The 19,043-nt window shown below is 64.1% G+C and carries 16 protein-coding genes; 11 read left to right on the top strand and 5 right to left on the bottom strand.

All coding sequences use genetic code 11. The annotated features are described in order from the left end of the window. Positions 1–96: 96 nt before the first annotated feature. From JQ633_RS33810 to JQ633_RS33800, 3 genes are all read left to right on the top strand, one after another. Positions 97–1,362: a D-amino acid dehydrogenase gene (locus JQ633_RS33810; protein WP_211990153.1), complete on the top strand. Its 1,266-nt coding sequence runs from the start codon at positions 97–99 to the stop codon at positions 1,360–1,362. Positions 1,363–1,641: 279 nt separating this feature from the next. Beyond that, positions 1,642–2,085: a hypothetical protein gene (locus tag JQ633_RS33805; RefSeq protein ID WP_211990152.1), complete on the top strand. Its 444-nt coding sequence runs from the start codon at positions 1,642–1,644 to the stop codon at positions 2,083–2,085. 20 nt (positions 2,086–2,105) lie between these two features. Continuing rightward, complete coding sequence (locus tag JQ633_RS33800) at positions 2,106–2,291, top strand: hypothetical protein (protein ID WP_211990151.1); 186 nt, start codon at positions 2,106–2,108, stop codon at positions 2,289–2,291. A 202-nt stretch (positions 2,292–2,493) separates the two neighbouring features. Here the strand turns inward: JQ633_RS33800 and JQ633_RS33795 are convergent, their stop codons facing one another. Then, entirely contained in the window at positions 2,494–3,132 is a 639-nt protein-coding gene (locus JQ633_RS33795; RefSeq protein ID WP_211990150.1) for a TetR/AcrR family transcriptional regulator, read from the bottom strand. 154 nt (positions 3,133–3,286) lie between these two features. Between JQ633_RS33795 and JQ633_RS33790 the strand changes: the two genes are divergently transcribed. The 3 genes from JQ633_RS33790 to JQ633_RS33780 are packed head-to-tail and all read left to right on the top strand — an operon-like array spanning position 3,287 to position 7,101. Then, a complete protein-coding gene (locus JQ633_RS33790) occupies positions 3,287–3,784 on the top strand; it encodes a (2Fe-2S)-binding protein (protein WP_211990149.1) in 498 nt (165 codons plus the stop codon). After that, positions 3,781–4,827, top strand: a complete 1,047-nt coding sequence (locus JQ633_RS33785) for an FAD binding domain-containing protein (protein ID WP_211990148.1) — start codon at positions 3,781–3,783, stop codon at positions 4,825–4,827. The genes JQ633_RS33790 and JQ633_RS33785 overlap by 4 nt, the downstream gene beginning before the upstream one ends. A gap of 3 nt (positions 4,828–4,830) precedes the next feature. After that, entirely contained in the window at positions 4,831–7,101 is a 2,271-nt protein-coding gene (locus JQ633_RS33780) for a xanthine dehydrogenase family protein molybdopterin-binding subunit (RefSeq protein WP_211990147.1), read from the top strand. A gap of 345 nt (positions 7,102–7,446) precedes the next feature. On the opposite strand, the gene JQ633_RS33775 is transcribed toward JQ633_RS33780, so the two are convergent. Both JQ633_RS33775 and JQ633_RS33770 read right to left on the bottom strand, forming a co-directional pair. Continuing rightward, positions 7,447–8,301: an enoyl-CoA hydratase-related protein gene (locus tag JQ633_RS33775; RefSeq protein WP_211990146.1), complete on the bottom strand. Its 855-nt coding sequence runs from the start codon at positions 8,299–8,301 to the stop codon at positions 7,447–7,449. Between the two features lie 43 nt (positions 8,302–8,344). Continuing rightward, positions 8,345–9,937 (bottom strand): gamma-glutamyltransferase family protein, encoded by a 1,593-nt coding sequence (locus tag JQ633_RS33770; protein WP_211990145.1) that lies wholly within the window; start codon positions 9,935–9,937, stop codon positions 8,345–8,347. 114 nt (positions 9,938–10,051) lie between these two features. Between JQ633_RS33770 and JQ633_RS33765 the strand changes: the two genes are divergently transcribed. Next, positions 10,052–10,825 carry an enoyl-CoA hydratase-related protein gene (locus JQ633_RS33765; RefSeq protein WP_211990144.1) on the top strand — a complete coding sequence of 258 codons (774 nt, stop codon included), beginning with the start codon at positions 10,052–10,054 and terminating at the stop codon, positions 10,823–10,825. An 18-nt stretch (positions 10,826–10,843) separates the two neighbouring features. Here JQ633_RS33765 and JQ633_RS33760 read toward each other — a convergent pair whose 3' ends face one another. Further along, on the bottom strand, positions 10,844–11,857 hold the full coding sequence (locus tag JQ633_RS33760) for a zinc-dependent alcohol dehydrogenase family protein (protein WP_211990143.1): 1,014 nt from the start codon (positions 11,855–11,857) through the stop codon (positions 10,844–10,846). Between the two features lie 161 nt (positions 11,858–12,018). Here JQ633_RS33760 and JQ633_RS33755 point away from each other — a divergent pair, with 161 nt between their 5' ends. Next, positions 12,019–12,888 carry a DUF2066 domain-containing protein gene (locus JQ633_RS33755; protein ID WP_211990142.1) on the top strand — a complete coding sequence of 290 codons (870 nt, stop codon included), beginning with the start codon at positions 12,019–12,021 and terminating at the stop codon, positions 12,886–12,888. A 147-nt stretch (positions 12,889–13,035) separates the two neighbouring features. On the opposite strand, the gene JQ633_RS33750 is transcribed toward JQ633_RS33755, so the two are convergent. After that, the gene (locus JQ633_RS33750; protein WP_211990141.1) at positions 13,036–14,235 is read right to left on the bottom strand and encodes a site-specific integrase; all 1,200 of its coding nucleotides are present in this window, start codon (positions 14,233–14,235) and stop codon (positions 13,036–13,038) included. Positions 14,236–15,538: 1,303 nt separating this feature from the next. Here JQ633_RS33750 and JQ633_RS33745 point away from each other — a divergent pair. The 3 genes from JQ633_RS33745 (at position 15,539) to JQ633_RS33735 (ending at position 18,864) form a co-directional block, all read left to right on the top strand. Next, positions 15,539–16,276: a hypothetical protein gene (locus tag JQ633_RS33745; RefSeq protein ID WP_211990140.1), complete on the top strand. Its 738-nt coding sequence runs from the start codon at positions 15,539–15,541 to the stop codon at positions 16,274–16,276. 309 nt (positions 16,277–16,585) lie between these two features. Beyond that, a complete protein-coding gene (locus JQ633_RS33740) occupies positions 16,586–17,536 on the top strand; it encodes a hypothetical protein (protein ID WP_211990139.1) in 951 nt (316 codons plus the stop codon). Positions 17,537–18,006: 470 nt separating this feature from the next. After that, positions 18,007–18,864: a DUF5131 family protein gene (locus JQ633_RS33735; RefSeq protein WP_211990138.1), complete on the top strand. Its 858-nt coding sequence runs from the start codon at positions 18,007–18,009 to the stop codon at positions 18,862–18,864. Positions 18,865–19,043: the final 179 nt, after the last annotated feature.

Genomic DNA, 19,043 nt, shown 5'->3' with positions numbered 1-19,043 from the left:
CCCTGTAAGGGCTAGCTCTACACATTGCTGTCGCCGCTGCGAAGCAGAGTGGTTTCGCGGCGGCGAATGCGTTTTCGGCGCAGGATGTGAGGAAAAGTGAAGGTCCTTGTTCTCGGCAGTGGCGTGATCGGCGTCACCTCGGCCTATTATCTCGCGCGCGCCGGCCACGAGGTGACGGTGATCGACCGTCAGCCGAAGCCAGCGCTCGAAACCTCCTTTGCCAATGCCGGCGAGGTGTCGCCCGGCTACTCCTCGCCCTGGGCCGGTCCCGGCGTGCCGGTGAAGGCGGTGAAGTGGCTGTTGATGAAGCACGGCCCGCTGGTGATCCGCCCCAAGCTCGATCCGGTGATGTGGTGGTGGCTGCTCAAGATGCTGCGCAACTGCACCTCGGCGCGCTACGCGGTGAACAAGAGCCGGATGATCCCGATCGCGGAATACAGCCGCGACTGCCTGCGCGCGCTGCGCGCCGAGATCGGCATCCGCTACGACGAACGCGACCGCGGCACGCTGCAGCTGTTCCGCTACCAGGCCCAGCTCGACGGCACCGGCGAGGATATCGCCGTGCTCAAGCAGTACGGTGTGCCGTATGAAGTGCTCGATCGCGACGGCTGCATCGCGGCCGAGCCGGCGCTGGCACAGGTCAAGGACAAGATCGCCGGCGGGCTTCGTTTGCCGCAGGACGAGACCGGCGACTGCCACATGTTCACCCAGGCGCTGGCGCTGGAAGCCGAGAAGCTCGGCGTGCGTTTCAACTTCAATGTCGGCATCGATGGATTGAACGCGGACGCGACACGCATTACCGGCGTCGCGACCAGCGCCGGCGTGATGACCGCCGATGCGTATGTGCTGGCGCTCGGCAGCTTCTCGCCGATCCTCGCGCGGCCGCTCGGCATCTCGCTGCCGGTCTATCCGGTGAAGGGCTATTCGATCACGGTGCCGATCACGGACGCGTCCAGCGCGCCGGAATCCACCGTGATGGACGAGAGCTACAAGGTCGCGATCACGCGGTTAGGGGACCGCATCCGGGTCGGCGGCACCGCGGAGATCTCCGGCTATTCGAAGGAGCTCTATCCGGCGCGGCGCGCCACGCTGGATCATTCGCTGACCGAGCTGTTTCCGCGCGGCGGCGATCTCGCCCGGGCGACCTTCTGGTGCGGCCTGCGCCCGATGACGCCGGATGGTCCGCCGGTGATCGGCAAGACGCGCTTCGCCAATCTGCACCTCAACACCGGCCACGGCACGCTCGGCTGGACCATGGCCTGCGGCTCGGGCCGCGTGCTGGCCGACATGCTGTCGGGCAAGACGCCGGAGATCGATACCAAGGACCTGTCGATCAGCCGCTACGATCAAAGGTTTGGCTAGCTTTCAGGTAGCCCGGATGAGCGAAGCGACATCCGGGTCTCGAATGCGACCCCGCATGTCGCTCCGCTCATGCGGGCTACGGACTCTGCGAGCGATCGTTCAAAGATCGCTCCAATCAGAGTTGTTGCCGCCGCGATCCTATGCGCCGCATATGCCGCGGCGCATGCAGCGCTCTCGAATTCATATCCCGCACTGAAGATATTGATCCCGAATTCACGCGCTCCTGCGCATTACCGGCCGCTCGGCCGGGCACGCGAGCGAACGAGAACGGGTGACATCATGTCTTCGCTTCAATTTGCTACCGGCGACAGGATTATCGAGCCGATGATCGCGCTGGCCGGCTGCTCGCCGCAGCAGCGCATCGTCGTGGCCGGCTCGAAGAGCATGGAGCTGATGCTCGAGATGCACCGGCGCGGCTTCTCGCGCGCGGCGTCGACCGGCAATTGCGGCCGACCCGCCGGCCAGTACGACGTCGCGCTGGTCGACTGGCGGCGGCGCACGCTGCTCGCGCTCGAGCCGACGCTCGACTGGCTGACCAATTTCCTCAGCGCCCGCGCCGTGCTGGTGGTCTGGGTCGACGCGCAGAAGGAGGCGGCGAGCCAGGGCCTGCGCGCCTCGCTGGAACGGCGCGGCTTCGTCGTCGAGCAGGGCATCGTGCATCAATGTGGCTCTGCGCTGTCGGCGCGGCGGTCGCAGGCCCACCCGATGCAAATGGCGGCGTGATCAGATCAAGGGAATTTCAGATGTCCAGGATACGACGCGACGTCATTCGCGAGTGGATGTCACTGGCGCGCGACAAGCGCCAGTCCGGCGCGCAGGCATCGGCCTTCGCAAAAGCCGCGCTGCAACGGCACCACCTGCCGCGCAGCCGGCGAACGCCGCTTGCGATCATCATGAGATGGCTGCGGCCACGCACCGGACGCCCCTGAACTCAGCGCGCCGCCGGCGACATGGCAACGAAAAGCCCGGCACGATGGCCGGGCTGATCGAAAGTATATCCTAGTCTGGCAATTCCCGCGCTTTATCAAAGGCCGAACCGGCCGTCTGTGCACTTTTGAACATCGTCGCGTTTGTCACCGGCGAACGCGGCAAGCCCGGCGCGGATGTCGCGGCGCTCATGCGGGCTAGCGGTTAGCTCGCTGTCTTTCGACCGGCGTTCTTCGCAGGCTTGGCGCCGGCGGTGCGATCCGCCGGCCGCAGGCGCAGGCCATCCACGAACACATCCAGCAGCCGCAGCGTCGTGGCCTGCCAGCCGGGCTGGTCGTGCATGTAGCACATGCCGATCAGCGCGCGCAGCACGTCCTCGGCGCTGATGTCCTCGCGGATTGCGCCGGCTGTGACCGCGCGCGCGAGCAGGGTGTCGATCGCCTTGGTGAGGCGCTCGAACGAATAGGCGTGCAGCTCGCTCGAGCCGTGTGCGACCAGCGCCAGCGCCGAGATCATGCCCTTCTTGGTCGCGACGAACTGGACATTGGCGCGCAGCCAGCGCCGCAGCGCCTCGACCGGCTCGGGCGCGTCCTCCAGTTGCTCGGCCAGATCGCCGAGTTGCTCGACCTCGCGGCGATAGACCGCTTCATAGAGCGCCTCGCGGGTCGGGAAGTGGCGATAGAGCGTGCCGATGCCGACGCCGGCGTGCCGCGCCACCGCCTCGAGACTCGCCTCGCTGCCGCCGGCCGAGAACACGGCCTTGGCGGATTCGAGCACGCGCTCGCGGTTGCGCACTGCATCCGCGCGCGGCTTGCGGACAATTTCTGTTGATCGACCGGCCATTCCTTTTTCTTCTCACCCTCCCTTGTTAACCGGAGGATGCCTCCGTATATGGCGACCAGCATCCGGCCTGACAAGGCGCGCCGATCCTAACGATCGGCGGCCACGGGATCGCGTTGCCTCGATTCAACCGACCATACACGGATCGGAGCCCTGCATGAATCTCCCAATTACCCTCACCATCAACGGCGTCCGGCGGGACATTGCGCTCGACGACCCCCGCGTCACGCTGCTCGACCTCTTGCGCGAGCGGCTCGACCTCACCGGCACCAAGAAGGGCTGCGACCGCGGCCAATGCGGCGCCTGCACCATCCTGGTCGACGGTCGCCGCATCAATTCCTGCCTCGCGCTCGCCGTCAGCCATGACGGTGCCGAGATCCTGACCATCGAAGGCGTCGCGCAGGGCGACGAGCTGCATCCGGTGCAGGCCGCCTTCATCGCCCATGACGGCTTCCAGTGCGGCTTCTGCACCCCGGGCCAGGTGATGAGCGCGATCGGCCTGATCGAGGAAGGCCAGGCCGGCAACGATCCCGAGCGGGTGCGCGAATGCATGAGCGGCAATCTCTGCCGCTGCGGCGCGTACGCCGGGATCACCAAGGCCGTGCTCGAGGCGCAAGACAACATGACTGCTACTAGCCGGAGGCGCTCCGCATGATGAACTTCGATTATGTCAGGCCGGCCAGCGTCGCGGATGCGATCGCGGCGGCCTCCGAAAAGGGCGCGGCCTATCTTGCGTCCGGCACTAACCTGCTCGATTTGATGAAGGGGGGCGTCAGCCGGCCGAGCCGTCTCGTCGACGTCACGCACCTGCCCGGGCTCGACCGCGTCGAGCGGCTCGCCGACGGCGGGTTGCGGATCGGCGCGCTGGTGCGCAACGCCGACCTCGCACATGACCCCGAGTTTGCCTACGCCTATCCGGCGGTCGCCGAGGCGCTGCTGTCGGGCGCATCAGCGCAGCTGCGCAATGCCGCGACCGTCGGCGGCAATCTGATGCAGCGGACGCGCTGCGCGTACTTCTACGACGCCGGCAGTGCCTGCAACAAGCGCTGGCCGGGCGCCGGCTGCGACGCGCTGCAGGGCGAGAACCGCCTGCATGCCGTGCTCGGCTGGAGCGACGGTTGCATCGCGACCCATCCGTCCGACTTCTGCGTGCCGCTGGTTGCGCTTGATGCCGTGGTCGAGATCGAGGGCAAGGGCGGCCGGCGCGAGTTGCCGCTGGAGGCGCTGCATCGCCTGCCGGGCGAGACGCCGGAGCGCGAGACCGAGCTGGAACGAGGCGACCTGATCGTCGCGCTGCGCCTGCCGGCCGCGGCGCAAAGCTTCGCCGCGCATGCGCGCTACATCAAGGTGCGCGAGCGCACGTCCTATGCGTTTGCGGTGGTCTCCGCCGCGGCTCACCTGCGCATCGAGGACGGCACCATCCGCGAGGCGCGGCTGGCGCTCGGCGGCGTCGCGGCCAAACCGTGGCGGGCGCGCGAGGCCGAGCAAATGCTGGCGGGCGCGCCGCTCGATGCGTTGATCTATCGCGACGCGGCGCGCGCCGCGCTCGCCGGCGCAAAGCCCTCCGGCGACAACGCCTTCAAGATCGAGCTCGCGCAGCGCATCGTCGCGCGCGCGCTCAGCCTTGCCGCGCAAGGCACGCCGGCGCGCATTGCCGCGCTGCCGGCCTCTCCCTTCTCTTCGCCAGCAGGAGCGTGACGTATGACGCTTGAGATCAGTCTATCCCGCGACCCCGCCCATCTCCGGCACGGCTCGAATATCGGCCAGCCGCGCACCCGCACCGACGGCGTGCTGAAGGTGACCGGCAAGGCGCGCTATGCCGCCGACAACCATCCGCCCGGCATGCTCTATGCCGTGATCGCGACCAGCTGCGTCGCGCGCGGCCGCGTCAAGTCGCTCGACGTCGCCGCCGCAAAGCGCCATCCCGGTGTCGTCGACGTGATGACGCCGGCGCATAAGCCGGAATTGGCGGAGGATCCGGACGCCAAGGGCAATCCGTTCGCCTTCAAGATGGAGCTGCTGCAGAGCGACGAGGTGCGCTACGCCAACCAGGCGATCGCGGTCGTGATCGCCGAGACGCTGGAGGCGGCGACCGAAGGCGCGGCGCTGCTGTCGCCGCGCTACCAGGTCGAGATCGCGCGCGTCGGCCTTGACGCCGGCGAGCCCTATGCGCCGCCGGTGGTCGGGATCGGCAACCCGGCCGAAGTCCGGCACGGCGACATCGATGCCGGCCTTGCCGCGGCGTCGAAGCTGACCGATGCGACCTACGAGACCCCGGCGCAGTATCACAATGCGATGGAGCCGCACGCGATCGTCGCGGTGTGGGACGGCGACCGTCTGTTCATCGACACGCCGAGCCAGGGCATGGCGATGGCACAGATGCGGATCGCCGGGCTGTTCGGCATTCCGCCCGGCAACATCCACATCAACAGCCCGTTCCTCGGCGGCGGTTTCGGCTCCAAGGGACTGGTGTCGGGCCCGCAGGTGCTCGGTGTCATGGCAGCGAGACTGGTCGGGCGTCCGGTCAAGCTGGTGCTGCGCCGCAGCCAGATGTATGGCCCGGTCGGCCATCGTCCGCAGACCCGGCAGCGCATCCGCATCGGCACTGACGAGGCCGGCATGCTGACCGCGATCGATCACGAGGCGCGCGTCACGACGTCGAGCTTCGACGATTTCTACGAGCCCGCCGCCGACGCCTCGCACACGCTCTACGCATCGCCCGCGATCCGCACCGCGCATGAGGCGGTGCGCGTCGACACCGGCACGCCGCTGTTCATGCGTGCGCCGGGTGAGGCCACCGGCTCGATCGCGCTGGAGAGCGCGATCGACGAGGCCGCGTTCGCCTGCGGCATCGATCCGCTCGAGTTCCGGCTGAAGAACTACGCCGAGGTCGAGCCGACCACCGGCAAGCCGTTCTCATCGAAGGCGCTGCGGCAGTGCTACGCCAGGGCCGCCGAACGCTTCGGCTGGGCGCGGCGTCCGCTGGCGCCGAAGCAGATGCGCGACGAGAACGGCTTTCTGGTCGGCTGGGGCATGGGCACCGCGACCTTCCCGGCGCTGATGTTCCAGGGCAATGCGCGTGCGGTGATCCGTGTCGACGGCTCCGGCGCGATGGAGACCGGCGCGCATGACATGGGGCAGGGTGCCTGGACCGCGCTGGCGCAGATCTCGGCCGACGCCCTTGGCCTCGATCTCGACCAGGTCGCGTTCCGGTCCGGCACCTCGGACCTGCCCGATGCCGGCATAGCCGGCGGCTCGGCGCACACCGCGACCGTCGGCGCCGCGATCCACAACGCCGGCGCGGCGGTGATCGCGAAGCTCGCCGAGTTCGCGACCTCCAATGAGCGCTCGCCGCTCTACGGCGCCGGCAATGCCGGCGTGATCGCGCGGGCCGGCCGGCTGCATCGCCGCGACGACGATGCGCGCAGCGAGAGCTACGCCGACATCCTGGCGCGCGCCGGCGTGGCCGAGATCGATGCCACCGGCACCGGCGCGGCCGATCCCGCGGCGCAATCGCAATACGCGATGCATTCGCACGGCGCGGTGTTCGCCGAAGTGAAGGTCGATCCGGAACTCGGCCAGATCCGTGTCACGCGGATGGTCGGCGCGTTCGCCGCGGGCCGCATCATCAACCCGCTGCTGGTGCAGAGCCAGCTCTATGGCGGCATGATCTGGGGCATCTCGTTCGCGCTGCACGAGGAGGCGGTGATGGACCATCGTTCAGGCCGCATCCTGAACGCCAACCTCGCCGAGTACCATGTGCCGGTGAATGCTGACGTGCCGCCGATGGACGTCATCACCGTCGACGAGCACGATCCGCACGTCAATCCACTCGGCATCAAGGGCGTCGGCGAGATCGGCATCACCGGCAGCGCCGGCGCCGTCGCCAACGCCGTCTGGCACGCAACGGGCGTCCGGGTGCGCCGGTTTCCGATCCGGATCGAGGAAGTGGTGATGGGGTTGTCAGTTTGATGCGATAGCGGACCAGCAACTAGTGTCGTCCCGGCGAAGGCCGGGACCCATAACCACGAATGTAAGTTATGGCGCGACGCTGGGGCCTCGGCCTTCCTCAACAACGCAACGCTGTGGTTATGGGTCCCGGCCTTCGCCGGGACGACGGCGGTGCGTGTGGCGTGTCATTGCGTCTAATTACCTCATTTTCGCTGTCGTCCTGGCGAAAGCCAGGACCCATTACCCCGGCTGTTCGTGATTGCGCAGCGCTGCGGCGATAATCCCGTCTACAATCAAACGCGGTAGTTATCGGTCCTGGCTTTCGCCAGGACGACGATGGATGGACCTCACCCCGCCGCCGTCACGCTATTCCGCCGGTCGCCACCACGGATACTGGCTCGGCATGTCCTGCGACACCTTGCCGGGAAAGGCCGGCTTGCGCTTTTCGATGAAGGACTGCACGCCTTCGCGGACATCCGCGTGGCCGCCGCGCTCGATCGACATCGGCTTGTCGATCGCGAGCAGTTCGAACGGATCCGGCGCGCCGGCAAAGCGCCACAGTAGCTGGCGCGTCAACGCGACCGACACCGCGGAGGTCTCCGCGGTCATCTCCTCGGCGATCTGCCGCGCGCGATCGAGCAGGTCGGCAGGCTCGACCACGTCGGCGACGAGACCGCCCTTGAGCGCCTCGTCGGCATCGAAGGTGCGGCCGGAGAGGGACCAGCGCAGCGCCTGCGGCAGCCCGACGAGTTTTGGCAGGAACCAGGCGCTGCCGGCTTCCGGCACCAGGCCGCGGCGCGCAAAGATAAAGCCGATCTTGGCGCCCCTTGCCGCGATGCGCACGTCCATCGGCAGCGTCATGGTGATGCCGACACCGACCGCGGCGCCGTTGATCGCCGCGATCGAAGGCTTCCGGCAATTGAAGATCGCCTCGACGAAGCGGCCGCTGCGCTGGCCGGCGCTTGCAAACACACCGGCGCCATGACTGCCGGATGTATCAAAACTCTTGGCGCCGCCGGAAACGTCGGCGCCGGCGCAGAACGCGCGCCCCGCGCCGGTGACGATCACGGCGCGGACATTGTCGTCGGTATCGGCGCGCTGGAAAGCGTCGGCGATCTCCGCGCCCATCGTGCCGGTATAGGCATTGAGCTTGTCCGGACGGTTGAGCGTCAGGATCATCAGGGAGCCGTCAACGTCGCATGTGATGTGGTCGTAGCTCATGACGTCTCCCCGGAGATGTTGTTGTTATGCCTGAAGTGACCGCTTACGCCTCGGCCACCGCATCGCTCCACGGCTGGAACGGCTCGGTGGCGCCGCTGTTGGTGTCGCCGCTGCGCAGCACGACGCTCGGGCAGGCGAACTTCATCGGCAGGTTCTGGATCCGCGCCTCCTCATAGTCGTAGCGCCCGCGCAGTGCGTCGCGCGCCGCGGCGGGAAGGCGAACGTCACCGATCACGACGGCGCCCTCGCTGGCGTCGATCCGCGGCTGATGGATCGCGGCGTCGAGGTCCATGCCGAAATCCATCACGAAGGAGAGCAACTGCGACACCGCGGGCAGGATGCGGCGGCCGCCCGATGCTCCGACTGCCACCCGGCGGCCATCGGCGGCCTGCGCCACCACCGGCGTGTAGTTGGTCAGGCAGCGCTTGCCGGCGGCGAGCGAGTTCGGATTGCCCTGCGTCGGGTCGAACCACATGATGCCGTTGTTCATGGTGAGCCCGGTGCTCGGCGTCACGAATTTCGAGCCGAAGGTCGACAGCAGCGTCTGCGTCACCGCGGCCATGTTGCCGTCGCGGTCGACTGCGGAGAAATGCGTGGTGCAGGCGGGCGCGATCGCTTCCGCGCCGAGCGAACGGCGGCCGTCGGCATCGCCCATGCCCTGCAGCCGCTCGCGATAAGCCGCCTGCAGCGCCTCGACATAGGCGGTATAGGCGGCTGCGTCCGGGCCGCCGCGCGCGGGCGCGAACGCCTTCTGCAGCAGGCCGAGCGTGCGCGCCATGGTCGGGCCCGCGGTCAGTTCCGGCGTCGCATAGACGGTGCCGCCACGATAGGGGATCGCCAGCGGCTCGCGCAGATGGGCGCGGAACGCGGCGAGATCACGCACCGACAGCGCGCCGCCCGCGGCCTGGATATCGTCGGCGATGCTGCGGGCGAGGTCACCCTCATAGAAGTCGCGCGCGCCCGCCGCGGCGAGCTGCGCCATCGTCTCCTTGAGCTTGTCCTGCGGCATGCGCACGACCGACTTGACGCCCCATTGCGCATTCGGCGGCAGGCCGTCCTGCAAATACGCCGCGGCGCTCGCGGGATAGCGCCGCAGATCGGCCGCGGAGCTCGAGATCATCGCGGTGGTCCACCAGTCGACCAACAGACCTTCGCCGGCGAGCTTGACGCTCGGCGCCAGCAACTCCTTCCACGGCAGTTTGGCGTGGCGGCGATGCGCCTCCTCCATGCCGGCGACCACGCCGGGCACTGCGATCGAGCCGGGGCCGTGCAGATTGCGGTCGTCCTTGACCCGCGCCCACGGGAAGATGTCGGAGGCAACGCCGCTCGGGCTCAGCGGGTAGTCCTCGACGCGCAGGCTGTCCGGCGCGCGCATGCCGTAGTCGATCACCTCGACGCGGTTCTCGCGGGCGCGATACAGCACCATGGCGCCGCCGCCGCCGGCGCCGCTCATCCACGGTTCCACCACGCCGAGTGCAAAGGTGGTTGCGATCACGGCGTCGACGCAATCGCCGCCGGCGGCCAGCACTTCCGCGCCGACCTCGGCCGCCTTGCGCGACTGCGCGGCGACGATGCCGCCCTTGGAACTGACGGCCGGCTTGCGGATCACTTGCGAGTTGGAGAACTGGTCGGACATGGACTGCTTTCTGGCGTTGCTTTCGCCGTTGTTGTTGCGGGTGGGGAACGTTGGCGTAGCATGCCAAGCATGGCACAGTCAGTGCAACAACAAGCCTATTCCGGGGAGAGGAAAATGACCGGAGTGAAGCGTGAACGTGACGGCAAGGTCGGCATCCTCAGCCTCAACGATCCGGCCAGCCTGAACGCGATGACACCGGAGTTGCTCGGCGATCTCGCGCTGGCGATCGGCGAGATGACCAATGACCCCGGCATCCGCGCGCTGGTCCTGACCGGGGAGGGCCGCGGCTTCTGCTCGGGGCAGAATCTCAAGGCGGCTGGCGCGCTCGGCGACAATCTCTATGCCGGTGTCATGCAGCATTATTGGCCTGCCATGCAGGCGCTGCGGGAGTGCCGCGTGCCGGTCGTCGTTGCCGTTAACGGCGTCGCGGCCGGTGGCGGCTTCAGTCTCGCGATATCAGGCGACATCATCCTCGCTGCGCGCTCGGCGAGCTTCGTCCAGGTGTTCAGCCGGATCGCGCTGGTGCCCGATCTCGGCTCGACCTGGCTGCTGCCGCGCCTGATCGGCCGCCAGCGTGCGCTCGAGCTGATGCTGCTGAACGAGCCGCTGTCGGCCGAGCGGGCCAAAGAGTGGGGGCTGGTGCGCGATGTCGTCGACGACGCGAGGCTGCTCGACGAGGCCAGGGCGCTGGCACATCGCCTCGGCGACGGCCCGACCCGGGCGCTGGTCGCGACACGGCAACTGCTCGAAGAAAGCGAGCATGCCAGCTATGAAGCCCAGTTCCGCCGCGAGCTCGAGGTGCAGTCGGTGATCCGCACCAGCGCGGACGCGCAGGAAGGCCGCAAGGCCTTCGTCGAGAAGCGCAAGGCGCAGTTCACGGGACTGTAAGTATTGATGTCAGGCACGTCATCCGATCGCGATGGCCACCTTGCCGAAATGCGCGCCGCTCGCCATGTGCGCGAACGCGTCCTTGACCTCGCCGAACGCGAACACCTTGTCGATCACCGGCTTGACGCCGTGCATGGCGATGCCGTCGCACAGCGCCTGCAGATCCTCGATCGAACCGACGGTGACGCCCTGCAGCCGCTGCTGCTGCATCACCATCAGCGGCAGCCGCGTGTCGGATGCAGCGGGACCGGCGAGCACGCCGATGAAGGCGATGGTGCCGCCAATTCTCGTCGCGCGGATCGACTCGTTCAGCGTGCCGACGCCGCCGACCTCGACGACCAGATCGACGCCGCGCCCGGTCAGTTCGCGCGCCTTCTTGCCCCAGTCGGGCGTGGTCTTGTAGTTCAGCGTCACGTCGGCGCCGAGCTGCTTCAGCCGCGCGATCTTGGCGTCGCTCGACGATGTCGCGATGACGCGCGCGCCGCACATCTTCGCGAATTGCAGCGCGAACAGCGAGACGCCGCCGGTGCCCTGCGTCAGCACCGTCTGGCCCGGCCTCACATTGCCGAGCTTGACCACCGCGCTCCAGGCGGTGACGCCGGCGCAAGGCAGCGCGGCCGCCTCGATGTCGGTCAGATGGCCGGGCGTGCGCACCAGCGCGTGGGCGGGAAACACCCGGTACTCCGACAGCACGCCGTCGACACTGCCGCCGAGCGCGGCGCGCATCCGCGTCTCGCTCGGCTCGCCGCCGATCCAGCTCTCGAAGAAGCTGCCGATCACGCGATCACCGGCGGCGAAATTCCTCACGCCGGCACCGACCGCCTCGACCACGCCGGCGCCGTCGGACACCGGCACCAGCGGAAACTTCTGGCGCGAGCCGTAGCCGCCCTTGACGGTGAGCAAATCGCGATAGTTCAGCGTCGCCGCCGTCAGCCGCACCAGCACCTCGCCGGGGCCGGCCTGCGGCACCGGCTTGTCGACCAGCGCCAGTGCGTCAACGCCTTCAGGACCCTGCAACTCATAGCACTTCAAGGGACGTCTCCTGCGAACGGCTGTTGTCACGAGCGGCGCATCCCGCGCCGCTGGGGATGTCCTGAGCATATGCCAGGCGGGCCGCCGGTGACCACAAATGATGATGCGGCCCGCGGGATGGCGCCCATGCCGGAACAAGGCGCGGCAGCGCGGAGGTAATCATGGCGGAATTGCTGGAGACGAGACGAACGCTGATCGGCGGCCTCGCGCGCGGCGCCTTCAGGGCGCTGCTTGCCGCAACGCTGGTGTGTTGCAGCGGCGCGATGGCAGCCGCGGCCGATGACCTCTACCGCGCGCAGACCGTCGTCACCGGTCAGGGCGAGCCCAATCGCCTGATCGGCTTCGGCGCCTGCCTGGAGGACGTGCTGATCAAGGTCTCCGGCCAGCCGGCCCTCGCGAGCGACAAACGACTGGCGACGTACAAATCGAAGGCGAAAGAGCTCGTCGGTAATTTCAGTTATCACGACCAGTTCGCCGGCAAGCCGCATCGCGACGAGCAGGGCACCCGCGACCGGCCCTACGACCTGACGGTGGATTTCGACGCCAGCAAGATCGACCGCGTCCTCGGCGAACTCGGCCTCAAGCCGTGGCGCGCGCAGCGGCCGGTGCTTGGCGTCTTCATCGAGATGCAGCAGGGGAACAAGGATTTCATCGTCACGGCGGATGGCGCGCAGTCGGACCTGCAACGCGATGCGCTCGCGGCCGCGGCCCACAAGCGCGGCATGCGCGTCGTGCTGCCGAGCGCGGCGGCGCTGACGACCGCGCATCTCACCGCGGCCGAACTCGGCAAGGCATCACCCGCAAAACTGGCACCGCTTGTCGCGCCTGAGGGCGGCGAGGTCGCGCTGCTCGGCCGTCTCGTCTGGAACGACGACGATCTCGGCTGGACCACGCAGTACCGGATGGCGTGGCACGGCAAGGACTACAAATGGCAGTTTCGCGGCGTAACCTTCGATGAAGCCTTCCGCCGCGGCGTCGGTGGCGCCGCGCAGGTGTTGTCGGGTAACGGCGATCCGGGACGATCGAAGTGAAAGTGAGGAACCGTCATGCGGCTGGTGGGCCCGGCAGGACTCGAACCTGCAACCAGACCGTTATGAGCGGTCTGGTTGCGCTTGACGGGTTTGATTTATCGATACTTTTCGAGAGCGTTCATTCGCAAAATTCGCGTTTGTTCACGGTCAACCGGTCCGCGAGCGGTCCGCGGACCGGAGAACGAGAACAGAAGGCGTTCGGCCTTTTCTGGTGATTGCATCGGCAGCGCCACGCATATGGTTAGGATGGTGGTGGCCATAGGTTTCGATCAGCACCTTGACTGACATGCCCAAATATCCTGCGGCCTCCCACGGATCTACGCCGCGCTGCATTAGCCAAGTTGCGGCTGTGTGACGCAAAGTATGTGCTGTCACGTTGCCGTCGGTGAGGTCTAGCCCGGCGACCTCCACCGCCCGGGCAAAGGCGTTTTTCACCGACTTGATGGGCTTCCCGTTCCACTCCACGAAGCACGTCGTGATGATCTTCTTGTCCACCCATCGGCGCATGTGAGCCAGGAGGCGATCAGGAAGTGGGGCAGGCGGCTGCCGCTTGGTAGTGGCGCGCTTCCCGCGGGCAAGCCTGTAGTAGATCCCGGCTCTCAGATCGACGTATGCGCGACCTTCCTCGCGTTTCGGCGAGGCAGCCGCAATTGCGGCAGCGCGCGTGCCGGTATACAGGCCGATCAGAACAAAGCGAGCAAGATGGCGAAGCGTGTGCTTGCCGGTCTTGATCTTGATTCCTTTGTTTTTGCCACGATGGATGGTCTGCTCCTCGCGGTGCCGCCAGGCTGCCCACAGTAATCTAGCCGCCTCACTCCGCTCCAGCCATCTATCTCGCGCCTGACCCTTGGGCGGAAGCGACACCGTGACGACCGCGCGGTGAAGATTTTGCTTAGCATGATGATTGATTGCGGCCCTCAGATTCTCAAGGTCTCGGCGCGCTCCGCCAGGACCACCTCGATGCTTCACATAGCCGTCCGTTAGAGCTTGAGACATCTCGCTAAGCTTGTAGTTGCCGAGGTATTCGTTGAGGCGGCCGATGGAGGCATCAAAACGACGTTGCTGGAGCTTCTCTTCGAATTGATCTCGGCGATCGGTGTGATAGATCAACAAAACATCGGCCAGAAGAATACGATCCACGTCCTTCAACTTACGCTCAGGAGCGTACTTTGCCGCAATGTAGTTGGCGAGAAATTGCTCTGCCGCTTCTGGCGGATGGGCCTCAGATGGTTTGGCAGCGCATCCCGTGGAGATGCGCTTACCTTTGTCTTTGACGACCCATAGCGCTTGGCGTCCCGGCTCGGCGGGGCGCTTCCAGAGGCGAGGTCCCTTGCTGATGTTTGACATCTTTTCCAGTTCTTGTTGATAGACGAAAAATGGATCTCTCAGATCGCTAGGACTTCTTTTGGTCTTGTAAGAGGCTTTGTCGCAGACGAGCCCGGAGAGCATCCTGTGGCGACATGGCTGTCGCCATCAATGTTTCAGAACGCTTATGCGGCACCTCTGCTGCCTCGATGTCTCCCCTTCGGTTACCACAAGCGACCTCCGTCGCTGGCTCGCGACACAGTTCGATCATTCTCTTTATCGCTTCCAAGGAGGTGTACTGTTTGCCAGCAACGCGCACAATCTCCAGTCGACCGCGCTTGCCCTCACGCCGCAAGCCCGATGCCGTCATCGAACCGTCGGGAAAGGCCAATTTGGCTGCAATCGATAGGCGGAGAGGCGCGTCTGACGGTATGTTCTCGAAACTCGACTCCATCTTACGTGCTCAGTCGCCATTACCAGCGGCGATTGTTTCACGTGACTCGTCCGAAGACTGAGTGGGAGAAGAACCTACGTAACACCGGATAACCGTGTGTTGGAAAAGTATAGGTCAAGTACGCGCTTGGTTCAATCTATTTGGCGCGCCATCACGTATGCTGGATCAGTCGCTATCATAGATATCCGTGTCACTCACAAGGAGTCGCGCGTGCTTGGCAAAATCAAAATCTCCGTTCTGAATAAACCTGAGGTCGTCAACGCCGACCTCCTCAAATAGTCTCTTTGAGGATAGGCGGGACCAATTTAACACCGCGGAGGTCTTGATGGCTGCATACGTGGAGCCCGCAAAGAAGATCGTCCACCCGCCACGAAACAACCACTCCTGAACTTCCTCGACGAATTCTCTGTCCAAGCGATGACGCCCCCATAGTCTACGCAACGAGAGATCTGAAAGACGTATGCGGCTAGTCGGCGTACTTTCCTGATTTCTCAACTCTATGAGACGCAACAACAGGATTGCGCACTCCTGTGCGGTCAAAAGACGCGGCGGGTTCGCAGTTCTCATACCCCAGCATACCCCATAAAATTGTGATTGACGCACGATCTTGGGGGGTCTATATCAAAAAAGCCGATGCCGGGCTTTGCCCTCGCATCGAAATTGCTCAATGGTCGGAAATCGGACGAAGCAGGGGTACCGGTCCAATCCCGGACTCCTTGTTAGACCTTTGATGCGCCTATTGCTCCATTCGTGGCAGCGCGATCATGCGCTAGGCGCGTCAAAAAGCGATTCCGATCTGGGATTCAAATCAATCGAGTAGCATCTCAGCTGCGCGAACGACGAAAGTGCCGGCCGGCGTTTTGCTTACACCAAGTAAGGAGACGTGAGCCTATGGGCCAACACCTAGCAATAAAACCACGTTCAGACAGCGATCTTCTTGGCACTCTCGATCAGCTGCAGGAGCGGTACCGAACGATAAAAGACGGATATCGCGAGTCCCTGCACCAATTGATGGCCGGAGCAATGGCGATCGCATTGGCTGTGGAAGCTGACGAGATCCTCAAGACTCGTTTTCAAGAAAAGGTTGGTCGAACAAATGACACCGTCTACGCCGCTCTAATCTTCATCACCGACGCGAAGTCCGAAGCAGCTAGGAAGAAGGCTTGGAAGAGGGCTCGCGCCCTGCGGTTTCTCGTGGAAGAGCTCGGCGCGACCCTGGAGGATATTCCTGACACTATCCGAGAGCACGGCGGTGTCGAAAAGCTCGCGAGACTCGCTGCTCAAGACCAGCCACGAAGAGGCAAGCGAGCTAAGAAACTTGGGGAAGAAGATCAAGCATCGAGCGAGCGTGACGCCGACGACGAACCGGATGAGGCCGACGAGAGAGTAGATGCTAGTAAGTCCGAGAGGAAGGCGGTCAACTTCGGCAGGCGAATTCAAGTTGGTTTTTCGCCGAAATTGGGATCGAAGTTGGATCGCCTTGCTGACAGGAGCAGGATAAAGCTCATTGGCTATTTTCGAACAAGAGCTGGCGAGCCACCAACAATCGAAATCAAAAAGATCATTAAACTGAAGAGGTCCGTGTCCGACGAGAAGCCTTCCGAAGCGGCGAGCGACTGGGAAGACTGAAAACAAGAGACGGGTTCGCTCTAAGCGAACCCGTCTCACGTTTCATGGTTGTGTTTTGACGCACTCAATACAAGTGGAGCGGATTGCCTGGCCTAGCCGGGAAAGTCTCGCCTTTTTGGTCCTAGGACAAAACAGTGCAGGCTTAACAATGGCATCCTATAGCTTCCCGCTTGTGCATTGCTGCTTGAACACACCAATGAACCAACAGACGTTCTACAGCCTCCAACTGGGTTATTTAGACCGCCTACGGCCAAATCTGCGTGACGCGCCAACTTGTAAAACGTCTCCGGCACCGCACCGGAGTTGGGCATGACGTTCTATGATAATACCAGGATCGAGTATTGGCAGTCACGGGAGCAACTAGCTCTGCGCCGTGCTTTTCAGGAATCTCGCAAAAGTCACACCCTATCGCGTGGTGATCGAGAACTGCCAACGGGAAGATTTCGATATGATCTGCTGGCCGTAAATTCCTTCTCTCGTCGGATCTGGGGGCGGGCCATCAGCAACGAACTGTCGCGCTTCCTATGTGACGGTGGGGACGGGACTGCGCACAACCGTAATGTCTATTTCGTGTCTCTCATGGATGTCACCTGCGCCCGGTCGCCGGGGCACCATCTGACAGAAGCTGACCTGCAATTCGTAAAGAACCGGCTCAGATATGGCCTACGGGAATTCTCTTATTTCGGCATGGTCGAGCCAGCCTACTACGTTAATCTGCAGCAAGGGGTTCGGTATAACGGGAAGCGCTGCTTGTTCTGGCACCTGCATGCTCTGGTATGGGGTGTCACGAGCAAGGAGTTGAAAAAGCGCCTCCGAAAACTCACGAAGGCGGGCCGCTATACCGCGATAGCCGATGGTTTGGATGCCACCCACACGCGCAAAATTAAGCAAGGGCGGCTGCCGCGACATTTGGGCTACGTTTTAAAATCCCCCTGCAGGACCTATCGGGTATCGGTCCGAGATCGGGAAGATAAACGAGGTCGGCCGATTACCGACGCGGACGGCGTAGTCCTCCGACGGTTTAAGCACGGTAAATCGGCCCTCCGGCACGGGGATCGGATCGTCCTTTTCCACGCGATGAAGCACCTTCATCTGGACCGGCTCGCGGTAGCTGGTGGTGATGGTGCAAAGCTGCTCAGAGCTGCCAAGCGCGCGGCCTTGAGTGTGCATGACACGTTGGGGCCCCAAAGGAGGACAAGTAGCTTCCGTCGTATTGCCGAGCGCCGACGAAGAAAGCTGCGTGGCATGAAGGCGGCTTAACAACGGCTCAGCCAGCAACGCTGCGCCATCGCTGATCACAGAACTCGTAAAATCCGCGCAGCGTGTGACGCGGTGGGCCCTGGATACTCTGCCGTCTGCCAGAAATGGGGTAGGGGATGCCAGCGCCGCCACGGTGATCGCGGTTCTCGATGGAAATTTGTCTCAGGCGATAATCGAGCCGCAGCTATCGTTGAGTGGCTAGCAGAAAGCCGGCTTTCGAATTCCCGGCCCGTAAATCACGGTCGGTTCACGGGAAGGTCACGATTCTCGTGACCTTTGAGTGAGAACGGCAAGGCTGGCCAAAGTGATCTCTGCAACGCCACCATGGGATGCCGTCCGAGAGGCCGTGGTCGGCTCGCGGCATCAGGTGCGTTTAGCCATCGCCAATAGTGGAAACACAAACTTGTAAAGGATTCCACCGGGACCGTTGTTTCGGGCAGAGCGATGCTCTGAACCTTTGGAGATTCCTGATGGGTGAAAACTCTAGAATAGAATGGTGCGACCATACGTTCAATCCGTGGATCGGCTGTCAAAAAGTGTCGCCGGGCTGTGACAATTGCTATGCCGAGGCCATGATGGATCACCGCTATAAAAAGGTGCAGTGGGGCGCACACGGCGAGCGCAAACGAACGTCAGAACAAAATTGGAGAAAGCCTATCCAATGGAACGTGCAAGCCCGCACATTTCGAAAGGAAAACGGCCGCCGACCTCGGGTGTTTTGCGCTTCACTCGCCGACGTCTTTGACAACCAGGTCGATTCATCGTGGCGCAGTGACTTGTTCGCGTTAATCCGCAGATGCGCAGCATTGGATTGGCTGGTGCTCACGAAAAGACCGGAGAATATAGTAAAGATGCTCCCTGCCGATTGGAGCGATGGGTATTCTAACGTGTGGCTCGGAACCACGGCCGAAGACCAGGCGCGGTTTGATTTCCGGTGGAAGCGCCTAAAGAAAGTGCCCGCGGTCGTGCGGTTCATATCTTACGAGCCGGCTCTTGGACCGGTGCGGTTGCCGCCCGACGGACTTTTGCCGGATTGGTTGATATCTGGGGGCGAAAGCGGTGTGGGTGCTCGTACGATGAGGCCGCAATGGGTCCGCGATGTTATCGCCGACTGCCGCCGCTATGGTGTCGCACCATTTCACAAGCAATGGGGATCTTACAACAGCAACCCGCTTGTGGTGGAGCAAGGTATGACGGCTCGCGAAGCGCGAGTAATCGATGCAGAAGGAAAAGGTGGCGGGTTGGTCGATGGTAAACTCGTTCGTGAATTCCCACGCCGGAAATCAGCGGTCCTTGGAGCTCTGCCTTCAATCGGCGGGTTAGGCTAAAAGGCGGTTTCGCTGTGGCGTTTTCAGTGGGACGACAACAAAAGAGAGCCCGCTCCGATGCTAGGAGCGGGCAGTCTAGCCGCCGCGCTATTAGTCCAAGCCGAAAAGGCGCGCAGCTTGGGGCAATCTGCGGGCATCGCCAAGGAGCGGATGACTTACATTTCAGCGAGCTATCAACG

The sequence above is a fragment of the Bradyrhizobium tropiciagri genome, assembly GCF_018130505.1.
Classification (GTDB): domain Bacteria; phylum Pseudomonadota; class Alphaproteobacteria; order Rhizobiales; family Xanthobacteraceae; genus Bradyrhizobium; species Bradyrhizobium tropiciagri_B.
The sequence above is the reverse complement of the archived record's forward strand: the minus strand, read 5'-3'. Positions and strand labels throughout refer to the sequence as shown.

Coding starts and splice junctions, on each gene's coding strand:
- JQ633_RS33805 (WP_211990152.1), top strand. CDS start 1,642: ATGTCTTCGCTTCAATTTGCTACCGGCGACAGGATTATCGAGCCGATG.
- JQ633_RS33800 (WP_211990151.1), top strand. CDS start 2,106: ATGTCCAGGATACGACGCGACGTCATTCGCGAGTGGATGTCACTGGCG.
- JQ633_RS33795 (WP_211990150.1), bottom strand. CDS start 3,132: ATGGCCGGTCGATCAACAGAAATTGTCCGCAAGCCGCGCGCGGATGCA.
- JQ633_RS33790 (WP_211990149.1), top strand. CDS start 3,287: ATGAATCTCCCAATTACCCTCACCATCAACGGCGTCCGGCGGGACATT.
- JQ633_RS33785 (WP_211990148.1), top strand. CDS start 3,781: ATGATGAACTTCGATTATGTCAGGCCGGCCAGCGTCGCGGATGCGATC.
- JQ633_RS33780 (WP_211990147.1), top strand. CDS start 4,831: ATGACGCTTGAGATCAGTCTATCCCGCGACCCCGCCCATCTCCGGCAC.
- JQ633_RS33775 (WP_211990146.1), bottom strand. CDS start 8,301: ATGAGCTACGACCACATCACATGCGACGTTGACGGCTCCCTGATGATC.
- JQ633_RS33770 (WP_211990145.1), bottom strand. CDS start 9,937: ATGTCCGACCAGTTCTCCAACTCGCAAGTGATCCGCAAGCCGGCCGTC.
- JQ633_RS33765 (WP_211990144.1), top strand. CDS start 10,052: ATGACCGGAGTGAAGCGTGAACGTGACGGCAAGGTCGGCATCCTCAGC.
- JQ633_RS33755 (WP_211990142.1), top strand. CDS start 12,019: ATGGCGGAATTGCTGGAGACGAGACGAACGCTGATCGGCGGCCTCGCG.
- JQ633_RS33750 (WP_211990141.1), bottom strand. CDS start 14,235: ATGTCAAACATCAGCAAGGGACCTCGCCTCTGGAAGCGCCCCGCCGAG.
- JQ633_RS33745 (WP_211990140.1), top strand. CDS start 15,539: ATGGGCCAACACCTAGCAATAAAACCACGTTCAGACAGCGATCTTCTT.
- JQ633_RS33740 (WP_211990139.1), top strand. CDS start 16,586: ATGACGTTCTATGATAATACCAGGATCGAGTATTGGCAGTCACGGGAG.
- JQ633_RS33735 (WP_211990138.1), top strand. CDS start 18,007: ATGGGTGAAAACTCTAGAATAGAATGGTGCGACCATACGTTCAATCCG.